23 protein-coding genes are annotated in these 22,000 nt (G+C 60.4%); 15 read left to right on the top strand and 8 right to left on the bottom strand.

The window, feature by feature from the left end:
• Positions 1-29: 29 nt before the first annotated feature.
• On the bottom strand, positions 30-1,703 hold the full coding sequence (locus tag HY696_04615; GenBank protein MBI4237689.1) for a peptide ABC transporter substrate-binding protein: 1,674 nt from the start codon (positions 1,701-1,703) through the stop codon (positions 30-32).
• Between the two features lie 80 nt (positions 1,704-1,783).
• Between HY696_04615 and HY696_04610 the strand changes: the two genes are divergently transcribed.
• The 5 genes from HY696_04610 to HY696_04590 all read left to right on the top strand — a co-directional run bounded on the left by HY696_04610 (position 1,784) and on the right by HY696_04590 (position 6,865).
• Complete coding sequence (locus HY696_04610) at positions 1,784-2,701, top strand: ABC transporter permease subunit (protein ID MBI4237688.1); 918 nt, start codon at positions 1,784-1,786, stop codon at positions 2,699-2,701.
• On the top strand, positions 2,698-3,612 hold the full coding sequence (locus HY696_04605; protein ID MBI4237687.1) for an ABC transporter permease: 915 nt from the start codon (positions 2,698-2,700) through the stop codon (positions 3,610-3,612). The genes HY696_04610 and HY696_04605 overlap by 4 nt, the downstream gene beginning before the upstream one ends.
• A gap of 114 nt (positions 3,613-3,726) precedes the next feature.
• Positions 3,727-4,719, top strand: coding sequence for an ABC transporter ATP-binding protein (locus HY696_04600; protein ID MBI4237686.1), 993 nt, complete (start codon positions 3,727-3,729; stop codon positions 4,717-4,719).
• The gene (locus tag HY696_04595) at positions 4,716-5,717 is read left to right on the top strand and encodes a dipeptide ABC transporter ATP-binding protein (GenBank protein MBI4237685.1); all 1,002 of its coding nucleotides are present in this window, start codon (positions 4,716-4,718) and stop codon (positions 5,715-5,717) included. Before HY696_04600 ends, HY696_04595 begins: the two co-directional genes overlap by 4 nt.
• Positions 5,696-6,865, top strand: a complete 1,170-nt coding sequence (locus HY696_04590) for a pyridoxal phosphate-dependent aminotransferase (GenBank protein MBI4237684.1) — start codon at positions 5,696-5,698, stop codon at positions 6,863-6,865. Before HY696_04595 ends, HY696_04590 begins: the two co-directional genes overlap by 22 nt.
• 77 nt (positions 6,866-6,942) lie before the next feature.
• Here HY696_04590 and HY696_04585 read toward each other — a convergent pair whose 3' ends face one another.
• The 4 genes from HY696_04585 to HY696_04570 form a co-directional block, all read right to left on the bottom strand.
• On the bottom strand, positions 6,943-7,614 hold the full coding sequence (locus HY696_04585) for a hypothetical protein (protein MBI4237683.1): 672 nt from the start codon (positions 7,612-7,614) through the stop codon (positions 6,943-6,945).
• A 530-nt stretch (positions 7,615-8,144) separates the two neighbouring features.
• On the bottom strand, positions 8,145-9,209 hold the full coding sequence (gene hpnH / locus HY696_04580) for an adenosyl-hopene transferase HpnH (protein ID MBI4237682.1): 1,065 nt from the start codon (positions 9,207-9,209) through the stop codon (positions 8,145-8,147).
• Positions 9,210-9,243: 34 nt separating this feature from the next.
• Positions 9,244-9,864, bottom strand: coding sequence for a septum formation inhibitor Maf (gene maf, locus HY696_04575; protein MBI4237681.1), 621 nt, complete (start codon positions 9,862-9,864; stop codon positions 9,244-9,246).
• A 26-nt stretch (positions 9,865-9,890) separates the two neighbouring features.
• Positions 9,891-11,078 (bottom strand): tRNA-dihydrouridine synthase, encoded by a 1,188-nt coding sequence (locus tag HY696_04570; protein MBI4237680.1) that lies wholly within the window; start codon positions 11,076-11,078, stop codon positions 9,891-9,893.
• Positions 11,079-11,105: 27 nt separating this feature from the next.
• On the opposite strand from HY696_04570, the gene HY696_04565 reads away from it, so the two are divergent.
• The 3 genes from HY696_04565 to HY696_04555 all read left to right on the top strand — a co-directional run bounded on the left by HY696_04565 (position 11,106) and on the right by HY696_04555 (position 13,035).
• On the top strand, positions 11,106-12,212 hold the full coding sequence (locus HY696_04565; protein MBI4237679.1) for a glycosyltransferase: 1,107 nt from the start codon (positions 11,106-11,108) through the stop codon (positions 12,210-12,212).
• Positions 12,213-12,523: 311 nt separating this feature from the next.
• A complete protein-coding gene (locus HY696_04560) occupies positions 12,524-12,751 on the top strand; it encodes a toxin-antitoxin system, antitoxin component (protein ID MBI4237678.1) in 228 nt (75 codons plus the stop codon).
• On the top strand, positions 12,748-13,035 hold the full coding sequence (locus HY696_04555) for a type II toxin-antitoxin system RelE/ParE family toxin (protein ID MBI4237677.1): 288 nt from the start codon (positions 12,748-12,750) through the stop codon (positions 13,033-13,035). The genes HY696_04560 and HY696_04555 overlap by 4 nt, the downstream gene beginning before the upstream one ends.
• Positions 13,036-13,090: 55 nt before the next feature.
• Here HY696_04555 and HY696_04550 read toward each other — a convergent pair whose 3' ends face one another.
• Positions 13,091-13,708, bottom strand: coding sequence for a hypothetical protein (locus HY696_04550; protein ID MBI4237676.1), 618 nt, complete (start codon positions 13,706-13,708; stop codon positions 13,091-13,093).
• A gap of 112 nt (positions 13,709-13,820) precedes the next feature.
• Between HY696_04550 and HY696_04545 the strand changes: the two genes are divergently transcribed.
• On the top strand, positions 13,821-14,864 hold the full coding sequence (locus HY696_04545) for a hypothetical protein (GenBank protein ID MBI4237675.1): 1,044 nt from the start codon (positions 13,821-13,823) through the stop codon (positions 14,862-14,864).
• On the opposite strand, the gene HY696_04540 is transcribed toward HY696_04545, so the two are convergent.
• The gene (locus tag HY696_04540) at positions 14,859-16,523 is read right to left on the bottom strand and encodes a glycosyltransferase family 4 protein (protein MBI4237674.1); all 1,665 of its coding nucleotides are present in this window, start codon (positions 16,521-16,523) and stop codon (positions 14,859-14,861) included. The genes HY696_04545 and HY696_04540 overlap by 6 nt on opposite strands.
• A gap of 232 nt (positions 16,524-16,755) precedes the next feature.
• The gene (locus HY696_04535; GenBank protein MBI4237673.1) at positions 16,756-17,082 is read right to left on the bottom strand and encodes a nucleotidyltransferase domain-containing protein; all 327 of its coding nucleotides are present in this window, start codon (positions 17,080-17,082) and stop codon (positions 16,756-16,758) included.
• Between the two features lie 223 nt (positions 17,083-17,305).
• Here HY696_04535 and HY696_04530 point away from each other — a divergent pair, with 223 nt between their 5' ends.
• The 6 genes from HY696_04530 (at position 17,306) to HY696_04505 (ending at position 21,859) form a co-directional block, all read left to right on the top strand.
• Complete coding sequence (locus HY696_04530) at positions 17,306-17,866, top strand: metal-dependent transcriptional regulator (protein MBI4237672.1); 561 nt, start codon at positions 17,306-17,308, stop codon at positions 17,864-17,866.
• Positions 17,815-19,365 (top strand): apolipoprotein N-acyltransferase, encoded by a 1,551-nt coding sequence (gene lnt, locus HY696_04525; protein MBI4237671.1) that lies wholly within the window; start codon positions 17,815-17,817, stop codon positions 19,363-19,365. The genes HY696_04530 and lnt overlap by 52 nt, the downstream gene beginning before the upstream one ends.
• Positions 19,366-19,451: 86 nt before the next feature.
• A complete protein-coding gene (locus HY696_04520; protein MBI4237670.1) occupies positions 19,452-19,661 on the top strand; it encodes a hypothetical protein in 210 nt (69 codons plus the stop codon).
• A complete protein-coding gene (locus tag HY696_04515) occupies positions 19,658-20,041 on the top strand; it encodes a type II toxin-antitoxin system death-on-curing family toxin (protein MBI4237669.1) in 384 nt (127 codons plus the stop codon). Before HY696_04520 ends, HY696_04515 begins: the two co-directional genes overlap by 4 nt.
• A gap of 263 nt (positions 20,042-20,304) precedes the next feature.
• Positions 20,305-20,811, top strand: a complete 507-nt coding sequence (locus HY696_04510) for a hypothetical protein (protein MBI4237668.1) — start codon at positions 20,305-20,307, stop codon at positions 20,809-20,811.
• A gap of 94 nt (positions 20,812-20,905) precedes the next feature.
• Positions 20,906-21,859 carry a hypothetical protein gene (locus tag HY696_04505; GenBank protein MBI4237667.1) on the top strand — a complete coding sequence of 318 codons (954 nt, stop codon included), beginning with the start codon at positions 20,906-20,908 and terminating at the stop codon, positions 21,857-21,859.
• Positions 21,860-22,000: the final 141 nt, after the last annotated feature.

Here is a 22,000-nt window from a genome sequence, read left to right as displayed (position 1 = left end):
GCCCTCTCCCCAAAGGGAGAGGGAAGCGTTTACTGCTGTGCCGTCGCGGTGGGACCTTCCAGCGAGACGAACTTCATCGGGTGGAGATCTTGCACCGTGGGGTAAAACCCCTTCACGTACGGCCGCACCAACATATGCTTCTTGTAGGTGTAGACCGGCAACACCGGCGCCTCTTTGAGCAACAGCGACTCGGCCTGTTGCATCAGGACATTCCGCTGATTCGGATCGGCCGTCTTCGAAACCTGCATGACTAAGTTGTCGAACTCGGCGTTCTTCCACCCGGTCTGATTTTGCCCCGAGGTGCTGGTGTAGAGTTCGAGGAACGTGGACGGATCGGAGTAATCGCCGACCCACGCCGAGCGAACGACTTGGTAATTCAATTGTTCCATCGTCTTCAGATACGATTTCCACTCTTCGTTCTGCAGCGTCACGCTGATGCCCAAATGTTCCTTCCACATCTGTTGGACGACTTGGGCGATCAGTTTATGTTTTTCATCGGTGTTGTAGAGCAACGTGACTGCGGGGAAGGTGCTCGGATCCGCGTAACCGGCTTCGGTGAGCAATTGTTTCGCGGCGGCTGGATTAAAATCCCAACCCTGCGGCGGAACGTAGTTGCCTAGTCCGGCGGGCGTAAAGCTCGACGACGGGATCTCGATGTTCTTCAGATATTGTTCACACAACGTCTTGCGGTCGATGCCGAGCGCGAAGGCCTGCCGGACCTTCGGATTGTCGAAGGGCGGCTTCGTGACATTGACCCGATAGTAGTAGGTGGCCAAGTGCGGCGCCGCGACCATGTCGGGGCGTCCCAGCAGCGAAGGCACCTTGACCGGCGGCAATTCCCACGCCACGTCGAGTTGGCCGGCTTCGTACATCTTGAAGGCCGTCTCGCGGTCTTCGATCGGCAGGAATCGTACGCCCGCGAGCTTCACGTTGGCCGCATCCCAATAGCGCGGGTTCTTGATCGTCAGGATTTCTTTGTTCGGAACCCAGGTCTTCAACATGAACGCGCCGTTGGAGACCATATGTTCCGGCTTGGTCCATTCGCTGCCGAATTGTTCCACCACGGCCTTCGGGACCGGGCGATAACTATGGAACGCCGTGAGCGAGGGGAAATACGTCGTCGGGTGTTCCAACGTCACTTGGAAGGTGGCGTCATCGACCGCCTTCAACCCCAGCTGCGCCGGATCGGTCAGGACGCCGGTGTTAAACGCCTTCCCATTTTTTATGTAGTACAGAATGAAGGCGTAACTGGATGCGGTCTTCGGGTTTAAGACGCGTTCCCAGGAATAGACGAAGTCGTACGCCGTGACCGGCTTGCCATCGGACCATTGCGCGTCTTTGCGGAGATGAAAGGTGTAAACGGTGCCGTCGGGCGAGACGTCATACCGTTCAGCCACGCCTGGCACCGTCTTCGCCGAGTCCTTCGGATCGAGTTCCAGCAGGCCTTCAAATAACGAAGCCCCGATGTTGTGTTCGTAATGCCCGCTCATCATCCCCGGATCGAGATATTCCGGTTCGTAGAGGTTGTGAAAATTCAAGATCCGTTCGCCGGTCGGCTCGACCTTCTGGGCCGGCGCCGTCGCAGTCGCGCCGCTCGGTGCAGATGTAGGGGCTGCGGGTTTTTTGGAGCACGCCGCGCAAACGACGAGCAACACGGCGACGATGAGGAAACTACGGAACACGGGAGCGCAACGACGCAACATTCAGACCTCCTTATGAGCGAGAAACAATGTTCTGCCCTTGACATTAATGAACAGGCACGATTGAAGCTTGGGTCCCTAACATGCTGACTTTTATCCTGCAACGACTACTTGGTGCTGTCGGCGTCCTCTGGGTGATCATGACCCTCGCGTTCTTCCTGATGCGGCTCGCGCCTGGTGGCCCGTTCGACAAGGAACGCCCGATCCCGCCGGAAATCATGCGCAATATCGAGCGCAAGTACCATTTGGACGAACCGTTGTTCCGGCAATACCTCCGCTACACGTCGGGTGTCCTGCGCGGCGATTTAGGCCCGTCGTATCGCTACGCCGACCGTTCGGTGAACGAACTGATCCGCGACGGCCTCCCGGTCACGTTGCAACTGGGCGGTTTCGCGCTGCTGGTCGCCGTCGGCATCGGCCTGACGATGGGCGTCGTCGCGTCACTCCATCACAACACGCGTTGGGATTACGGCGCGATGGCCTTCGCCATTGTCGGCGTCTCGATCCCCGACTTCGTGCTCGGACCGTTGCTGCAACTCATATTCGGCCTCAAAGTCCGCCTCCTCCCAGTCGCCGGCTGGGAAGGCTGGAGTTATTATTTAATGCCCGCGTTCACGCTCGGTTCCTATTACGCCGCGTCGATCGCGCGCCTGACGCGCGGCGGGATGCTCGAAGTGCTCAACCAAGACTACATTCGCACCGCGCGCGCCAAGGGATTGCGCGAACGCGTGATCGTCTTGCGCCATGTCGTGCGCGGCGGCTTGCTGCCGGTCGTGTCGTATTTGGGCCCCGCAACTGCGTTCCTGTTGTCCGGCTCACTGGTCGTGGAAAAATTGTTCAACATCCCCGGACTCGGCCGCCACTTCATTCAAAGCGCCATCAATCGCGATTACACCGTCGCACTCGGGATGGTGGTTTTTTTCAGTGCGTTGATTTTGCTGTGCAACCTCGCCGTCGATATTTTGTACCACGTCATAGACCCCAGGATGCGGAAGGCATGACGGAACACGCTGCAGAGAGCATTGCCGAGGCCGAGATCGCCACCAATCCCGAGGCGCTGGAGCACGGCTCGAGTCTTTGGAAAGACGCATGGTACCGACTGCGGCGCAATCGGATGGCCGTGATCAGCCTCTTCTTGGTCGCGCTCTTCGCAACGCTGGCGATCATCACGCCGTGGATCGCGCCGTACGCATTCGACCAAATCGACTTCACCCAAATCGGCCAAGGCCCGAGCTGGCAACATTGGTTCGGCACCGACGACTTGGGCCGCGACCTGTTCACGCGCTGCCTGTTCGGACTGCGCATCTCCATGGCGGTCGGATGCGTGGCCACGGTGGTCAGCCTGATGATCGGCGTGTTGTGGGGCGCCACCGCAGGATTCGTCGGCGGCACGCTCGATTACGCCATGATGCGTTTCGTCGACATCATGTACAGCCTGCCGTACATGTTTTTCGTGATCATCCTGATGACCATTTTCGGTCGCAATATCATCAATCTCTTTTTGGCGCTCGGCGCCGTGCAGTGGTTGACCATGTCGCGAATCGTGCGCGGACAAGTCCTCAGCCTGCGGCACAAGGAATTCATCGAAGCGGCGTTTTCAATCGGCTTGCGGAAGCGGACCATCATTTGGCGGCACATCATTCCGAACACGTTGGGGCCGGTGGCCATTTACATGACGCTGACGATCCCGCGCATCATCTTGGAAGAGGCGTTCCTGAGTTTCCTCGGCCTCGGCGTCCAGGCCCCGATGGCCAGCTTAGGTTCGCTCACCGCCGACGGCGCGCAAGCGATGGATCTGTATCCGTGGATGATCATTTGCCCAAGCTTGGTCATGTTCCTGCTGTTGTTGGCGCTGAACTTTTTAGGCGATGGATTACGAGATGCGTTGGATCCGCGGATGAGGAAAGACTGAAAGGGAAATGCAAAATGCAAAATGCAAATATCAAAAAGCAAAATGGGTGGACCCGGTTCCGCCATTTTGCATTGGATATTTTGCATTTTGCACTTTGCCGTATCCGTTAAACCTATGCCCTTGCTTGAAGTCGACAACTTACGGACTGAATTCCGGACCCGCGAAGGGGTGATTCGCGCGGTGGACGGCGTCTCGCTCACGGTCGAAGCGGGCGAGACGCTCGGGATCGTCGGCGAAAGCGGCAGCGGGAAGAGCGTGCTGAATCTCTCGTTGCTGCGCCTCATCCCGCAACCGCCGGGACATGTGAGCGGCACCGCCGCGCGCTTTCAAGGCCGCGATCTGCTGCGCCTCCCGTTGGCGGAGTTGCGCCGCTTGCGCGGCAACCAAATCGCGATGATCTTCCAAGACCCGATGACCTCACTCAATCCGTTCCTCAGCGTGGCGCGACAACTGACCGAAGTCTTGGAAGTGCATCGCAACGCCACGTCACGGCAAGCGCTGCGCCAAGCGTTAGAAATGTTGGAGTTGGTCGGCATCCCCGATCCGGCGCGCCGCATCCACAACTACCCGCACCAATTCAGCGGCGGGATGCGGCAGCGGGTCATGATCGCGATGGCGCTGCTCTGTCGACCGGCGCTACTGATTGCCGATGAACCGACCACCGCGCTCGACGTCACCATTCAAGCGCAGATCCTCGAACTGCTGCAACGACTGCAACGCGAATTCGGGATGGCGATCATTTTCATCTCACACAACTTAGGCGTGGTGGCCGGCTGTGCGCAGCGAGTCGCCGTGATGTACGCCGGCCAAATCGTGGAGCTTAGCCCCACCGCACAACTCTTCCACCGTCCGATGCATCCGTACACGCGAGCGCTGCTCGCTTCGGTGCCGCGTCTGGACGAAGCCCGGCATCGGCGACTCCATCCAATCCGCGAACAGCCTCCCGATCTGCTGCGCCTCCCCTCCGGCTGCCGCTTCCATCCGCGCTGTGACTTGGTCGAGGCAGCGTGTCGGATCGACAATCCACCGTTGGTGGCAGTGGGGCACGATCATTGCGCCGCGTGTCCTGTGACGGCCCGCCCAACCCCAGCAGCGAGCGACGCATGACCACCACACCGCCATCGGAAAAAACCACACTCCTTGAAGTCCGCGACCTCCGCGTCCACTTCCCGGTCAGCCAAGGCGTCGTGTTCCGCAAACAGCTTGGGCTGGCCCGCGCCGTCGACGGCGTCAGCTTCACGTTACATCGCGGACACACGCTCGGTTTAGTCGGTGAAAGCGGTTGCGGCAAATCCACCACGGCCCGCGCGATTTTGAATCTGATCAAGCCAACCAGCGGCGAAATCCTCTTTGACGGCGTCGATCTCCGCCGCCTCTCCGCCACGCAACTGCGGCAGAAACGGCGCGACTTCCAAATGATCTTCCAAGATCCCTACGCCTCGTTAAATCCGCGCATGACCGTCGGCGACATCGTCTCCGAACCGCTCCGCGCGTTTCGTGCCGCGCATGGCCGGCGACTGCAAGAACGCGTGCAAGACCTATTGCATCGCGTCGGGATGAATCCGCGCTATGTGCGGCGCTATCCGCACGAATTCAGCGGCGGCCAACGGCAACGCGTCGGCATTGCGCGCGCACTGGCGCTGCATCCGAAACTGATCGTCGCCGACGAACCGGTCAGCGCGCTCGACGTCTCCATTCAAGCGCAAATTCTGAACTTGTTGGTCGATCTGAAACAACAGTTCCATCTGACGTATTTATTCATCTCCCACGACTTAGCCGTGGTCCGCCACATCAGCGACTTTATCGCGGTCATGTACTTGGGCCATATCGTCGAACTCGCATCATACGACGACATTTACCTCCGCGCCCAACACCCGTACACGCAGGCGCTCCTCTCCGCGGTCCCGATCCCCGACCCGGCCGCCGAAGTAAAACGCCAACGCCAAGTACTGGGCGGCGACGTCCCGAGCCCGCTGCATCCTCCGTCCGGCTGCCCGTTCCACACCCGCTGCCCCCACGTGATGCCGCACTGCAAAACCATCGAACCGCCCCTCAAAGAATACGCCCCCAAACACGCCGTCGCGTGCCATTTGATGGAAAAGTGACGCCCCCCACCATCAACCCCATCGAACAATGTTATCGCGCACTGTGCACCGCGGGACGGGCGCCGCAGCGGCTGTTTTCCGGCAATCCGGCCGAGCATGGGCTCGCGTTTCCGACCGAGCTGTTGGACACGTGCTATCTCCCGCACGGCCGCGCGACCGACTACACCCCCGACCCGCAAGGGGCGCCGGACGCGCGCGCGGCGATCAGCGGATATTACGCCGCGCATGGCGCGATGGTCCCGCCGGAGCAAATCACGCTCACATCCGGCAGCAGCGAATCGTTTCGCTATGTGTGCGATCTGCTGACCCAACCGGGCGACCAGATTCTCGTGCCGTGCCCCAGCTATCCGCTGTTCGACGAAATCGCCCGCGTTGCGCATGTCGAACTGTGCCCGTACCACCTCGACGAAACTCGCGGCTGGCGAATCGATCTCGATTCCGTCGCAGACGGCATCACCGAGCGGACGCGCGCGATCGCGATCGTCTCGCCGCACAATCCGACCGGCAGCGTTGCCACGCTTGACGAGTTACAAGCCCTGATCGCGCTGGCCGCGAAACATCGCGTGGCGCTGATTTGCGATGAAGTCTTCAGCGAATGCTATTTCGGCCCCGACCCATTTCCGCGCACCATCACGGTCGGCACACCATGGCGCTGCTTCACGCTCAACGGCATCTCCAAGTTGCTCGCGCTGCCGCAACTCAAGCTCTCCTGGATCGCCGCCACAGGCATCGACCCGACACTCCCCCGACTGCTCGACGACCTCGCACGGATTGCAGACGCGTTCCTCTCCGTCCACCAACCGATCCAACGCGCGTTGCCCGCTTTACTGGAACAGAGTGCCGCGTTCCGGTGCGATTTCGTCGCGGAAGTCCGTCGTCGCCGCGACACGGCATACGCCGCCCTTCGCGCCATTCCGAACGTGCACTGCCAAGAACCCGTCGGCGGTTTTTACCTCACCGCCCGTCTCGAAACGACACGTTGGTCCGACGAAGACGCGCTGCTCTGCGCGCTGATGCGCGACCACGGCGTCTTTTTTCATCCGGGTTATTTCTATGACATGGACGACGGCCTGCGCATCGTCTGCGCATTCCTCACACCTCCGGAAATCCTGTTGCGAGGGATCGCTGCATTGCGAAGCGTGTTGTAAACCCTGCGACTGGACAAAGAAAAGAGGTGTTGGCGTTTTTCCAACGGCTGGCGCCGGAAAACGGGATTCCGTATCAATCACACCGTGACGACCGGCAACGGCACACCCCAGTGGACATGATCCCAAACAGCCATCCCCCAATCGACAAATAGGCCAGTGGCACGGGAGGAATGACCTTCCAATGCTTGATCCGCATGCAGCTGACGTATCATCCCTATTTTCGACCATGCAATATCCGGCATGGCCTTGATCGCCCGCAGTTCCGTGCCATCGCCGCCGGCCAGCTCCATCCGTCGCACGGCGTCCACCAGGTCATCGAAATAATTGTCCTGGGGCGACAACCCCGACTCCCACGCCATGTCCATAGCCAATTCTAAGGCCACAAGCAACGATGGGGAATCCTTGAGGGCCTCGACAAGCCCTGCCACGATCGCGAACCCATGCACTGTGTCGGTATAGGCTTGCAAAAATCGCCGGTAGAAATCGGGGATGTCGCACATGCCCCGAGCACGCAACGTGCGGATAGTGGGTGGCAGCGCCAGTATGTGATGGCCAGCGCGTAAGCCCGCAGAGCGCTCAATCGCTGTGACGTCCGCCAGCACATCGGTATTGGCTTGCGACCAACGGAGGGCCTCGGCCCGCGTCACCACTTGAAATAATGTTTGATCGAGCGATGACGCCGCGTTCTCGAATGCTCTCTCCCGCGACGCAAACTCCCGCCGCTCCGCCAACTGAATATCCACCAACATCCGCGCGCCAAGCGCTCTGAGATATTTTGGGAGCACTCTGCGCACATCCTTCGGGTGCCCAAAGAATATGGCAGCGAGCGACGTCGCATCGCCGGCAGAGGCACGGAACTCTCCTCGCATGACTTGACCATGGAACCTTATCAACTGCTGGTAGAAGGAGGGACGCCGCACTAGAGCCGCTAGTACCAAAGGCAATTCATCCGAAGCCGCTAGTACCAAAGGCAACTCATCCGAGTATCGTTTCGGGTATCGTTTCGGGTATCGTTTTTTAATGTTCCACGTATTATCTGTGCGTATTTCCCAGTACAGCGGCTGTGCTTGCCGGACCCGCTCACTAAAGTAACGACTCCCGCGCGGGGATTGCAGCAATTTGGCCAACAGCGTCGGACTCTTCCCCGGCGCCAACAACTGCGTGACACGCTGGACAAATCCCGAATGACGAACTCCGCTCACGGCCATAGGACCTCCTGGGTATCGGTGTTATCGGCGCCCCGATAGAAAAGTTGCGTCTACAGGGCGTAGGAAGGCTATCAAGCCGACTTTTGATAGATTGACGGCGGCGGCGGGACATCCGGGGCGGCCTTGCCGCTGCCCAGCGTCAGTTGCACGGTCTTCGCGAAGCCGCGCCACGAGGAAAAGGTGTCGTCGACCGCGCTGGCTTCGTAGCCACAATGGACCATGCAATCGGCGCACTTTTCGTGGCGGCCGGTGCCGTAGCGATCCCACTCGGTCGTTTCCATTAACTCGCGGAAGCTGTTCACATAGCCTTCACCGAGCAGATAACACGGCCGCTGCCATCCGAAGACGTTGTACGTCGGGTTGCCCCACGGCGTGCATTGGTATTCTTGCGTGCCTTGGAGAAACTCCAGAAACAGCGGCGACTGGTTGAAGCGCCACTTTTTCTGCTGCCGTCCTCGCAAGATGCGCGCGAACAGTTCCTTAGTGCGCGCGCGTTTCAGGAAGTGTTGTTGGTCGGGTGCTTTTTCGTAGCTATAGCCGGGCGAGACCATCATGCCTTCGACGTTGAGATCCATCAGGAAGTCGAAAAATTCCCGCACCCGTTCCGGCTCCGCGCCATCGAACAACGTGGTGTTGGTCGTCACGCGGAAGCCCTTGGCCAACGCCGCCTGGATCGCCGCGACGGCTTGGTCGAACACCCCGGCGCGACAGACCGAGCGATCATGTTCTTCGCGCAGTCCATCGAGATGCACGCTGAAGGTGAGGAACTTCGACGGCGTAAAGAGTTCTAGCTTCCGTTGTAACAAGATCGCGTTGGTGCAGAGATAGATATACCGCTTCTGGTGAATGAGGCCTTCAACGATCTGCGGCATTTCGGGATGGATCAACGGTTCCCCGCCGGGAATACTGACGATCGGGGCGCCGCATTCTTCAGCGGCTTGGAGACATTGCGCCACGGTCAGCCGCTTCTTCAACGTCTCTTCCGGGAATTGGATCTTGCCGCAACCCGCGCATTCCAAATTGCAGCGGAACAGCGGTTCGAGCATCAGCACGAGCGGATAGCGCTTCCGTCCCGTCAGCTTTTGCTTGAGGACATACGAGGCGACGCGCCACTGTTGTGAGATCGGAACCGGCATGATCGCGGTCATCCACCATATTTCCTGCGGCACGTCAATTCTTAACGTGCGTACGAACGTCCTTATACAGCGCATGCAAATCGGTTGTGATCACCAGTCCGACGCGCTGCAACAGCATCGCCGTGGCCTGGAGCGGCAGTCCGACGACGGCGAAGTAGTCGCCGTCGATCGACTCGATTAAGCGCCCACCTAAGCCTTGCACCGCGTAAGCCCCGGCTTTGTCCATCGGCTCTCCGGAGGCGACATACGCGGCAATCGTAGCGGCGTCGAGCCGCGTCATTCGCACCCACGCCACTTCGGCAATGACATGGGTATGCCGCGTCCGCGGATCGTACACCGCGACGGCCGTGATCACTTCATGCGTCCGCCCGGCCAGCGTCGTCAACATCCGCTCCGCATCCGCCGGCGACTCGGGCTTCCCCAACACGACCTCGTTCAACACCACGATCGTGTCGCTGCCCACCACGATCGCCCCGGGACGCTCCGCAGCCACCGCATTGGCCTTCAATTGCGCCAAGCGCTCCGCCATTTGTTGCGGCGACTCCCCAACGAGCAACGCCTCATTGACGTCCGGAGCGACAACGTCGAAGACGATATCGAGTCGCGCCAGGAGTTCCCGGCGCCGCGGCGAAGTGGATGCGAGGATGATGTGCATAAATGCGTGCGCAAGTGCGTACGTGCTTACGTGCGTACGTCGGGTTCTCCTGGTGACGCACAGTGCCCGAGTGACGGCTGCTCCCGCAAGTGATCGTGCGTCAGCGCGCACGCGTCGAGGAATTGTTGAACGGCGACAGTCATTTCACGCACACTGCGCGCGGCCATCAGCGCAGCTCGGAGCGCTGCGGCATCCGGCACGCCGTGCGTATACGGCTTCACGAGGCGATACACGTGTGGAAACGAATTGCCCGCATTGAACGTTTCCAACTGCGCCGCGTGCTCCAACAATGCGGCGAATCGTTGCGGCAGCGTGGGTTCGACGACCGCATGCGCATCGCCCCGCCCCATGCCCACCCGCGCCGCCGCAAAAATCCATGGGTTGCCCATCGACGCGCGGCCGATCAACACGCCAGCCACGTCCGTCGTTTGCAACCGCTCCACAATCGCTGCGGCGTCGGTCAAATCGCCATTGCCGAGGACCTGCGTGGTCGTCCCCCGCACGAGGGTCGCAGCCAGCGCGATCGCCTCCCAATCCGCCGCGCCACGGTACAATTGTTTCAACGTCCGACCATGAACGCTGATTGCGGCCGGCTCTACCTCCAGCAGCGTCCGCACCCAATCGGCAATCACCACCGAATCGTATCCGATCCGCGTCTTCACCGAGACGGGGATCGCCCGCCGCGCCCCACCGCACACCGCGCGATGCCGTGCGATCGCCGACTCGGCCGCAGCCATGACTTCCGCCGGCACACCCGCATGCACAGCGTCCTGCCCGTCGCACCAATCGGCGATCCCGCGCTGCACTGCCCGCACGACCGCCTGCGCCAACTTCGGCGTACGAATAAGTCCCGCGCCCGCTCCACGGCCGGCCACGTTCTTGGCCGGACAGCCCATATTAATGTCGATCCCGTCGAACCCAAGTTCGCACACTAAGTGCACAACGGCATAAAAGGCCTGTGGATCGCTCCCATAGACTTGCGCCACCACCGGTCGTTCGATTTCGGCATATTCGAAGTCGAGCAGCAAACGGGTCGCCGCATGCATCAGGCCCGCGACGGGGACGAATTCCGTAAAGACGACGTCCGGCCGACCATACTTTGCCGCAATAAATCGATACGGCGCATTCGTGATCCCATCCATCGGCGAAAGCCCAAGGATGGGACGAGCGCTGCGGGACCAACACGAATCGTTTTTGTCGTTTGTGCACGTCATCAATCCACCGTATAGCTTGCGGCACCTATGCCGGGAGCTGAGCGCACCGTCAACTGCTTCGCCAATGTTGTCGGCCACACCGGCTATGCGCTGCACGCGCGCCGCTTCTCGGCCGCACTCGACCGGCTGATCCCCGTCTGCCTCGCCCCCAAATACGGCCCGCTCTCCGACGAACTGCTGGCCGGGCCATGGGGCACCATGTTGGCGCGGCTGGAGACGATCGATCTACAGGCCCCGACCATCAACCTCGATTACCCCGAAGAGATGTACCGCTTCGGCGGACACCCACGCATTGGCTACACCGTGTTCGAGACCGATCGCGTCTCCGCAGCCGGCATCCATCAACTGGCGCAACTCGACCAAGTCTGGGTCCCAACCACATGGGGCCGCAGCGTATTGTTACAACACGGACTCGATGCCGCACGCGTGCACGTCGTTCCGGAAGGCGTCGATCCAACGATCTTTCGTCCCGGCCTTGAACCCCTCCCTGAACTCGCGACGTTGGAAGGCTTCCGTTTCCTCGCCGTCGGCAAATGGGAGGCGCGCAAAGGGATGGTGGAATTACTCCGCGCGTTCGATCGCGCGTTCCCGCCCGACAACCCAGTCTGGCTGCTCTGCCACTTCACGAGCCACGTCGCAGCGCTGCAACGCATCAACGTCGCGGCGGAGATCGATCGGCTGGCATTGCGCAATCGCCGCCACATCGTGTTGATCCAGTCGCCACTCCACACTGACACCGAGATGGCCCGACTCTACAACTCCGCCCACGCATTCGTCAGCGCATCGAAGGCGGAAGGCTGGGGACTCCCGATCTGCGAAGCGATGGCCTGCGGACTTCCGGTGATCGCGCCGTTCTACAGCGGCCCGACCGCATACCTGACGGCCACGAATAGCTATCCCCTGGCCGTCGACGCGCTGGAAGACGCATACTGCCCCACGTTCTTCCCCCAACGCGGCACCCACGGCCGTTGGGCGGTCATCGATCCCGATCGCCTCGCGGCACTACTCCGCCACGTCGCCACCCACCCAACCGAGGCCCGCGCCCGCGGCGCCGCCGCCGCCCACGACATGCACACGCGCTGGACCTGGGACCACGCTGCGCAAATTGCTCGGGGACGTATCACCCCAACCTAACCACCAGACATCATTTCTATTTTCTTCCTAGCGTTTTATTTCGCGCGCTGACGTGCGCTGGCCGTGTTGCACAGAGCGGGTCACGACAAAAATGAAAATACGGTCTAAAGAGATTGTGATTGCGACGTATTGCCTGGGGTAGATACGTCCCCCCCAACTGCACGCAGCCGTATTTGGCGAGCCAGGCGAGGTGGTAGGGAATCAGATCGACAGACGTGACTCCCGGCACCACCATTCCGTTGTGCACAGGAAGACATCCTCCTTGTCAGCGTCCATCACATATGATACACCTGAAATCAGGAGGAGGTACGATGCCAACACAATTGCCGCGAATCAATGTCACCCTCGAACGTCCACTGCTGACGGTCGTGCAGCGCCTCGCGCACCGCGACGACGTCTCCGTTTCCATGAAAGTGCGCGATCTGATCCGCGACGCCATTGAGCTCACGGAAGACGACTATTGGCAGCGGAAGGCCACGCGGCGCCGCGCAACCTTCAATCGCCGCACCGCCCTGACCCACGACGAGATCTGGAAATGAGCGTGGCGTATCGATTGTTGTACCACGCAGCCGTCCTGAGCGAAGACGTCCCCCAACTGGACCGACGCCAACGCCGCACGATCCAACGCGCCATCGAAGAGCGCATTGTTCAAGACCCGATCCGTTTCGGCGCCCCGCTGCGGCGCGGACTGTATGGTTATCGCAAATTGCGGGTTGGCGACTACCGGATCATTTATGAAGTCCGAGGCCGCGACATCATGATCTACACAATCGGCCACCGCCGCGAGGTCTATACCGGCGTTGCCACACGATTGCCGAAATAGCGCATTGACAGCGTGCGGCCTTCACTGCCGGCTTCGCCTCACTGCTGGACAGTCCCTACACGCCCCGTTGCGCGGTACTGTTGCGCTGCATATCGAGCGCCAATGCACCGAGCGAGAAGCATCCCGCGCCCAATGCGCCCATATTGCCCCAGAGCACGGTCTCTGGATCGAGTCCCATGTCTTGGTGCACTGCGCAGATATTCCAGAGAAACGTGAACATGAGTCCCAGCATCGGCGTCATCGTCCCGATGCCACGTGCCACCGTCGTACTGTCGCTCTTGATCCCCGTGCCCAGACAATAGAAATGCAGAATCGCTCCCCCACCAAACAACACCTGGTTGAGCAGTCGGTCGTCCTCCGGTGTGACCGGACCGCCAGCATGCGGATAATCCGGCACCTCGGCCAACAGCTCTGCGGGTTTCGCGACGAGCGCAAATAACCCCACAGCGACCGCCGCGCCGACTCGCGTGGCCGCCCTCGCAGTCAGGCCGGTCAACACATCACCCAGCAGCCGCGCCGACCCAGCCTGCGGACGCGATGCGAGCGCCCCGCCATGCAACGCCCGACCGAGGCCAATCTCCGCCCGCGCCACTGCGACTTGCCGCCGAGCCCGCGCAATCTCTGCCGCCGCCGGCCGCCGACACCCCCGCCCCGATCCATCGATATGTGCCATCTGATTCTCCTTTGCCGTTATATCGGCCGGCCACTCCGGAAGTTGCTACCAATCGTCTCCCAATAAGTTATACGTTGAAATTTCAATATTCACGATCTATAACGTATAACTGATGGAGCGTCTCGACATCGCGATTCGCACGCTGTTCTTGGAATTTCAAGAGGCTGTTCTGGCGCGCGCGGCGCTCGAACAACAACTCCGCAACGAAGCCACGTATGTCCAGAAGCGCGTTAAAGGAAAGCCGTATTGGTACAGCCAGACGTATCGCGACGGCATCGCATGCCAACACTATGTTGCTTCCGTGACGGAAGAGACTACGACGCGCATTGAATCCGATCGCCGTGTCCGCCGCCGGCGTCGCCAAGAATTGCTTAACCTGCGGCGCACGGAGCAGCGCCGTGCTGCCATGTTGCGGCGTGGCGGGATTCCCCACGTCGAAGACAGCGTCGCAACGGTCATCGCGGCACTCAGCGCGGCACAGCTGATCTACGAACAAGGGGTCTTGATCGGCTCCCATGCCTTCTCCGCCTACGCCGGGCTCTTGGGCACCACGTTCCGACACCAGAGTCTGCGCACGCTCGATATCGACGTCGCGCCTGATCCGCAGCAACACCGCAGCGCGGCAGCACCCATCGACATGGTCCACCTCCTCGGCAAACAGGGCACGCCACTGCGGGCCGTCCCCAACCTCAATCCCAAATACCCCACTGTCTCCTTCATCGGACCCCACGGGCTCCGGATCGACCTGCTCACCCCTCAACGCGGTCGCCCGCGTCCGTTTTTTCGCATGCCCCGACTCAACAACGCAGGTCTGGCGCCGTTGCCGTTCCTCGATTTCTTGTTGATCGATCCGCTCCGCACCGTGCTCATCGGTCCTCGCGGGGGAATCCCGGTCAGCGTCCCACAACCGACGCGCTACAGCATTCACAAACTCATTGTCGCCTCCCGCCGCGGCACCCACGAACTCCCGAAACGCGAAAAAGATCTCCTCCAGGCCGCACAACTCCTCGTCGCGTGCCAACGGGAACAGCCGACCGAATTGCGCACCGTGTACCGCGAGGCCATCAATCGCGGCCCCAAATGGGGCAAGGCACTCCGCACGAGCATTCAGCAGCTGAGCCCGGACGTCCAAGCCATCTTGCCGAATACGTTATGACGGCACCGCGTTGTTTGGGATTGAGTCGCTCCCACCCAACCGCACGCAGCCGTATTTGGCGAGCCAGGCAACGTGGTAGGGGATGAGATCGGCAGACGTGACGAGCGGAGCACACGCGGCAGTCAACGCATCGACGGTCGTTTCCGTCGCCGCACGTTGGAGCAGCGCAGTGAGTAACGGGACCGAGAGGATTTCTTCCATCGCTTCGTACATGCGCACCGGAAGCGTTCCGCAGAGAAATTCCTGGCCGCGCGGCGTGACCAGCACACGCGTCGTCGGCTGCAGCCGCGTCGTGGGATAGTGGTGAAACGCGGCGTAGGCGTCGAGCGTTACAGCGAGCGGCGGAGACACCACAGCATTCGCGGCCTGTGCAACCAACTCCTGCCATAACGCGCCATATTGCGGAACGATCCGCGACCAATCGAACGTCCGGCCGCGCGCGCCCGCCTGCGCGGCCATCGCACATCGCACGTCGTCTTGTTCTACGAGTGTCCGCAGCCGCTCCACCAACAGGGTCAAGTCCATCGCGACGGCCTGCGCGCGGAATAGCTGTGCCAGCGAATCGAGTTGCAGCGGCGCCGTTTGTTCCAACGTATCGCAGCGCCGCGGCGCACACGTTGGGATGAGAAAGCCGTCCACGCCATCGCGGACTAACGTGCGATAGCCGTCCCAGTCCGCCGCGACGACCGGCAATCCAGCAGCAAGCGCCTCGATCACCGAGAGGCCGAACGTCTCTTGTAAATTATCGCTCGGAGCCACAAAGACATCCGCCATCTTCAGCAGGCCTCGTTTCGTCGTCTCGCTCGGATTCGGCACGAATCGCACGTGCGCGGCAACGCCATACTCTTGCGCCACGAGTTGCAGCAATTCGGGATACCGCTCCTCACCCGTCGCCCCGGCCAATACCAACGCCACCGGCTTAGCCGTCTGCCGCGTCAGTTCGCGCAATGCCAACAACACCGGAATAAGATCGGTCTTCGTGTAATAGGAAAAGCGCGCGCACGAGAGTAACACGATATCGTCCGCGCCGAGTTGCAGTGTCGCCCGGGAGAGCGGCGCCGCACGAGCAAAGTCGCCAACCTCGACCCCAAGCGGAATCACACGCGTGGCCAGCGCCGCGTCGGGCAGTCGCGCGCGACACGTCGCGAGCATCGCCTGAATCGCCTGCTCGGCCGTAGGCGCGGTGCAGACCAGGCAATCCGCCGCGCTCGGCCCCGCCAACAACGACAGCCACAGCCACCCCAAGAACGGATCATGCGCAATCGTGTGGGTCATCCCAGTGACCACACAACGCTGCGCTGGGAATGCGGCCCGCAACGCCAGCCCGCGGTACAAGTCGGGTCCCAGCACATGGAGCACATCCAACGGCCGCGCGCGCACCGCTGCGGCCAATTCCCGCAGTGTCACAAGCTCGACGTTCGGGCTGCGCACGACCTCGCCGAAAAAATCCTGGACTAACTGACGCTCCGTCGGACCCGAGACAATCAACGTCACGTAATGCCCGCGCCCTGGCCGCAACAATGCCCGCACTAGGCCGTGATTCGCCACTGCGCGCCCTTTGAGGTCGCGCGGCTGCTGCGCGAAGACGATCGTATCGGAATAAAAGAGCACGCCGAGATGCATGACCTCACTGTACGAAGTCGGCCCAGCGCTGTCCACGGCGAACTGGCAGAAAGCCGCTCATAAAATTGTTCAAAAAAACCCACGCAACTTATTTGGGGACGGGCCGATAGATAGGCAGAGGTGGTGAATGAAAGTCCCATTAGCCAAATTGGATATCTCCGTTGCCCGGCCGCGTTTTGATACCGTTGGGGCCGCGCGGCGGATGATGCAGCGATCGCTCCACATGTCGGGCACACGCCCCGATTTCTTCGCCTGGGCCGTGGGGAATTTAAGGAACGAGCGGGACACCGAATGTTTTGACTTGATAGGATAACGTCCGCGGATCCGGCTGCTCCAATTCTTCCGGGGTGAATGCCAGCACCTCGAGCCCCGTGTGCACCGGGATGGTTTTCTGAGAGAGATATCCAAGCAGCTCCATCTCCGATTTGTCCCGAAAATCTTCGGAAACAAGGGCCACGTCAATATCGCTCTCTTCCCGCGCAGTTCCCTGCGCATAGGAACCAAACAAGTAGGCCTGCGTAATGCGGAAATCGTTTGCAAGCGAGGCCAGATAGCACCGCACGACTTGTATTATTTGATCTCGGCTTTTAACCATGCCACAAACTCCTCAGTGCGTTGCAGAAAATCCGTGGCACGCGTTGCCGTACAAATTTTTGCAAGCGACTCCATAGCATGGTACGTATTATGGAGTTATCGATTTAGCGCAACCAATTTTAGGACAGGTCCATATCGCGCCACTAGCGCCGCCGGCCAACAGCGATGCGGTCGCCTTCGCCCACGATATTGACGTGGCCCGCCACGCGGGCTAAAGAGCGGGCATGTCACATATGGAGCACACGGAAGTCTGGAAGGAATTCGAGGCCAACGAACTCACGCACAGTGCAGCGCATTACTTAATCGCGGTGCGCGATTTGATCATGGAGCACGGCTACGCGCGGATCACCGACGTCGCGAAGCGTCTCAACATCGCCCGCTCCAGCGCCTCGATCGGTCTGCGCACGTTGCTCGATAAAGGCTTCGTCAAAGAAGACGCGAACAAATTCGTGCGGCTCACCGACAAAGGCGAACAGGTCGCTGCCGAAATTGTCAGCAAGAAAGTCGTGCTGCGTCGCTTCCTCGAAGAAATTCTGCTCGTGAAGCCGCACCAAGCCGAGGTCGACACCTGCAAGATCGAACACTTGATCAGCTCGGAAACGGGCGCAAAGCTGCTCGACTTTCTGAAGTTCATGACCTCCGACGATCCGCGCGCCAAGACGGTGCTCGCGGCGTTTTGGTCCAGCCGCTCCGATTGCGAAGGTCCGGGGCGCTGCCCGGTCTGCCACGACACATGCTTGCGCGAATCGATGCCGGTCCCGCTCGGCGTGCGCAAGACGTCATGAAACGGCATCAGATCCCGCTGCTACTCTGTTCCGCCATCGCCATTGTCGTCAGCTCCCGTGTCCCAGCACTGTCCCCGTGCGCCTTCGTGATGTTCATTCCAGCCCTCGTCGCGTTGGAAGGCCGCCCCGTGCGTGCGTGGATCGGCGGGAGCACGCTGCTCTGGTACCTCGTCGCGCTCGGTGCCTACTATTGGGTCTTCCACGTCACGCACCGCTTCGGCGAACTCTCCGCGCCATTGGCGATCTTGGCCGTGCTCGCATTTGGATTACTCAATATCTGGCAAGGCCTGGCGGGATTCGGCCTATTCCGTTGGCTCAGCAAGCGACTCCCTCTCCCGCGCGCCGTCCTCTTCGCTCTTTCGGTCACCGTCTGCTGGCACGCGATTCCGGCGCTGTTTTTCTGGGACTTCGCGCTGATCATCCGTCCGTGGCGGTTTCTGTTGCAAGGCATCGATTTGGCCGGCACGTTCGGCATCGACTTGCTGATCACGTTCACGAATTACGCCGTTTATGAAGCGTGGCGGATGCGTCGGCTGACAATCGCGCTGCGCGTAGCATTAGCACTGCTGATCGCGCTGCTCGGCTATGGCGCGCTCCGGACACGATTCCTGACACGCACGTTGGCCGCGGCGCCGCAGTTGCGGGTCGCGCTGCTACAGCCGAATCTCGATTCCGGGAAGAAGCAAGAGACGCGTTTCATTCATCAATCGTTGCAACAGCTCTCGCTCCTCTCCGACGCCGCCATGGCGCGCGGCGCGGAACTCCTCGTCTGGCCCGAATCGGTCTTCCCGCTCGATTACGATCAAGACCGCAGACTGCAACAACTGCTGACCGAACGGATCGCCACGTGGCGCGTCCCACTCCTGTTCGGCGGCAACCAGTTCACGCGCCGCGCGCATGGCGGATGGACCAGCTTCAATGCGGCGTTCCTCGTACAGCCCGAACAAACACGCGCGCAGACGTATCAAAAACATGTCCTGCTTGCGTTCGGCGAATATCTTCCGTTTGAAGACACGTTTCCGATCTTGCGCGACTGGTTCCCCGAACGCGTCGGGGCCTACGGTCGCGGTCCCGGACCCCAGACCTTCCGCACGCGCCACTTCGCATTGGCACCGGTCATTTGTTATGAAAGCATCGTCGGTGACTATATCCGCCGCGTGGCCACGCCCGACGCGCAGTTCATTGTCGAGATCACGAACGACGGCTGGTACGGCCAAACGGCCGCGCTCGATTATCACAAAGACTTGACCGTACTCCGCGCCGTTGAAAATCGGATCGGGATCGCGCGCGACACCAACACCGGCATCACTACGTTCATCGATCCGCTCGGCCGCGAACCACCACCGCTCCCACTGGAGCAACAAGACCTGCTACTCGCCGACGTCCCGCTCGCCCGCCCGTTCTCGCCGTACCGTGCCGGGGGCTATCTGCTGAAACCCGTGACCACAGTCGGGCTGCTGTTTTTGATTGGGTGGGCGACGATCCGCCGCAAGCGGTGACTAGTGGCTGGTGACTGAGGAGCGGACCACGAGTCGCCAAACATTTCTTGACATTTCAAGAAATGTCCGCACTATGGAGTACAGATATGGGACTCAAGGTCAGCACCATCGTCGATGCCAAGATCTGGAGGGAATTCAAACGCCTCGCGGAAGATTCCCATCAGAACCTCTCTGGGCTCCTCACCGAAGCCTTAGCGGATTTTCTGCAACGGAAACGTGTACGCCCCACGTTTCTTAAACATATGGAAGCGTCACTACAAGAAAATGAACAACTTGGGCGATTGCTCGCCAAATGATAGCCTTCCCGACCGTTGATGAGTCGTTGGAACTGCACCATACGTTGCTCGAACGGTTCGGCGGCGCAGCTGGAATTCGAGATCTTGGTCTGCTGGAGAGCGCTCTCTATCGACCACAGACCGGTCATTACGAGGATGTCATAGAAATGGCTGCGGCCCTCATGGAATCACTCCTGATCAATCACGCCTTCGTCGATGGCAATAAGCGGACGGCATATTTTCTGACCGATATTTTTCTCCGCATGAATGGGTGGAAGATCCGAATCCAACCGCAGGCGGGATATCGATTCATCATGAAGCTCCTTTCTCGACCACAACATCGGTTTCCCGTTATAGAGCAGTGGCTCCGCACGCGCATCGTTTCAGCAACTGCACCCTAAACAACGCGGGTCAACGACTGTTATCCCATTAAAACCACTCAACATTATTTCGACATAGCAGGCACTGTCGATCGGCACATTGATTTCATTGATGTTTTTCCGCAGGACGGGACAGGCTCTGGGAGCACCCCCCTTCAGATGGCCTGTAGATTTTGATCCTGGCGCGTTCGGAATGGCCATGATCAGAAATTATCCGACGCAACTTTTCCAGCAGACGCCCGATAATAGCTAGACGGGGGAGCACCACGACCAGGAGAGCAACTATGGGCGGGATCAAGGTTACGGCCGAGTTGGCCAAAACAGTAAACGAATTTCTCGGGGTGACGTTCCTCAGCCAAACCGACATTGGAAAAACCCTGGTCGACAAAGTCAACGGCACGAAACAGACACCGGCCACCTCGCGGCTCGCCGCAAAGGGGGATGGCATCATCGGCATCGCGTATGAGGGCGCGGGGACTGGATACGAAAAGATCTTGCAGTTTAGACGCAGCGCGTGGAGCGGCACGTATGCAGAAATCGACGGATATTTCTGTGCCAACGACTGGGTACGCTGTAAGAGCGAACGTCAAATTACCTACGCCGAAATCGATACCGAGAAGGCCGCATTGTTGGTCGGCGCGCTGTTCGGCTTCGACGCGTTGCCACAGCAAGCGCTCAGCGAGATTGAAGACCCCGCCGCCATTGAATCTGCATTGGCGCTGTTCGAAAAAATCACCGCCAAACCGGACCCGAAGGTCGACACAAACGCTAAAGGCCCATCCTGCCCGTAACTGCGGTCGCTCCAATAGGGCCGAAAATTCTTAGCAACTTTTTTGGCGCTCCGCCGAAGATAAGGTATAAACCTTCGGACAGGAGCACCCGATTATGAATAAACCGCTTATTCCCTCACATATTCCTGTTGGTTATGGGCGACCGCCAGGGCAGGCGCAGTTGGAGGCGCTCGCGTCGCTCTATCAAGAGGGCAAGATCGATTTCGACACCGCCCAGCAACTGAGCGGTCAACCCAACTCGACGGTCGTGACAGATCACTTGCTCGCCGCCGAGTCCGCCCGCAATGCCGCGACGGCATCGAAACTGATCGACCGCCCAGCCCGCAAACGACCGCGCGCCGGCCGTTTCTCCGCCAAGGCCCCGCACCCCGCACCCAGTAAGCCCGCCACCGCGCCCCGTGACACGGCGAAAAAAATCGACCGCGATCGCAACGGAGACGTCATTCTCGTCCGGCCCGACGCGGAAATTGCATACGGGCCCTATGCCGGTCCCTTGAAGATGATTGATCGCCTGGTGGCGACTCCGTTTGGTGTCGACCGCCGTGCCGACTTCACCGTTCGCCCCGAGGCGATGGGCCTCGATGTGATCGGTGAGGGTGACGACACGTGGGAAACTCAAGGCGCAGACGACGAAAGCCGTACCGCCCGCGAGACGCGCCAAGCGCGTCGCGAGACCGATCGGAGCGACGAAGTGCCTTCACACCGCTATTTAAAAACGGGGAGCGTGAGGAGCACGCCGAAAGACGATGAACGTCCGATCGACTATCGTCCGACGCGCGCCGTTCCACCGGAACCGTCGACGACGCCGCGCCGCAGTCTGCGTGAAGAAATCGCAAGCCGTATCCCGTTCGACGCGCCACCACCGCAACCGGTCCGCTACGACGACATCGCCGCAACAGCGATCGCCGCTGCCCCACTCGGCGTCACACCCGAGAGTGTGGAGCCCTCGTTGCGCCGCACCACGGCCGCCGTGCGCAGCGCGCCGGAGGCAGGACTCGGCCCTCGCTCGAACGCCTACGACCGTTTCCATCGCATTCCTGCATTGTAGGCGGCAATGAATGCACCCCGCCCCAAGGGGCGGGGTATCCACCTCCCTCTCCCTTTGGGGAGAGGGTTGGGTGAGGGGGAGACCACCAGGACTCTCACTATCTTGTAATCCTCCCCCTCACCCTAGCCCTCTCCCCAAAGG

This window comes from Deltaproteobacteria bacterium, assembly GCA_016210045.1.
Lineage (GTDB): Bacteria > UBA10199 > UBA10199.
The sequence above is the reverse complement of the archived record's forward strand: the minus strand, read 5'-3'. Positions and strand labels throughout refer to the sequence as shown.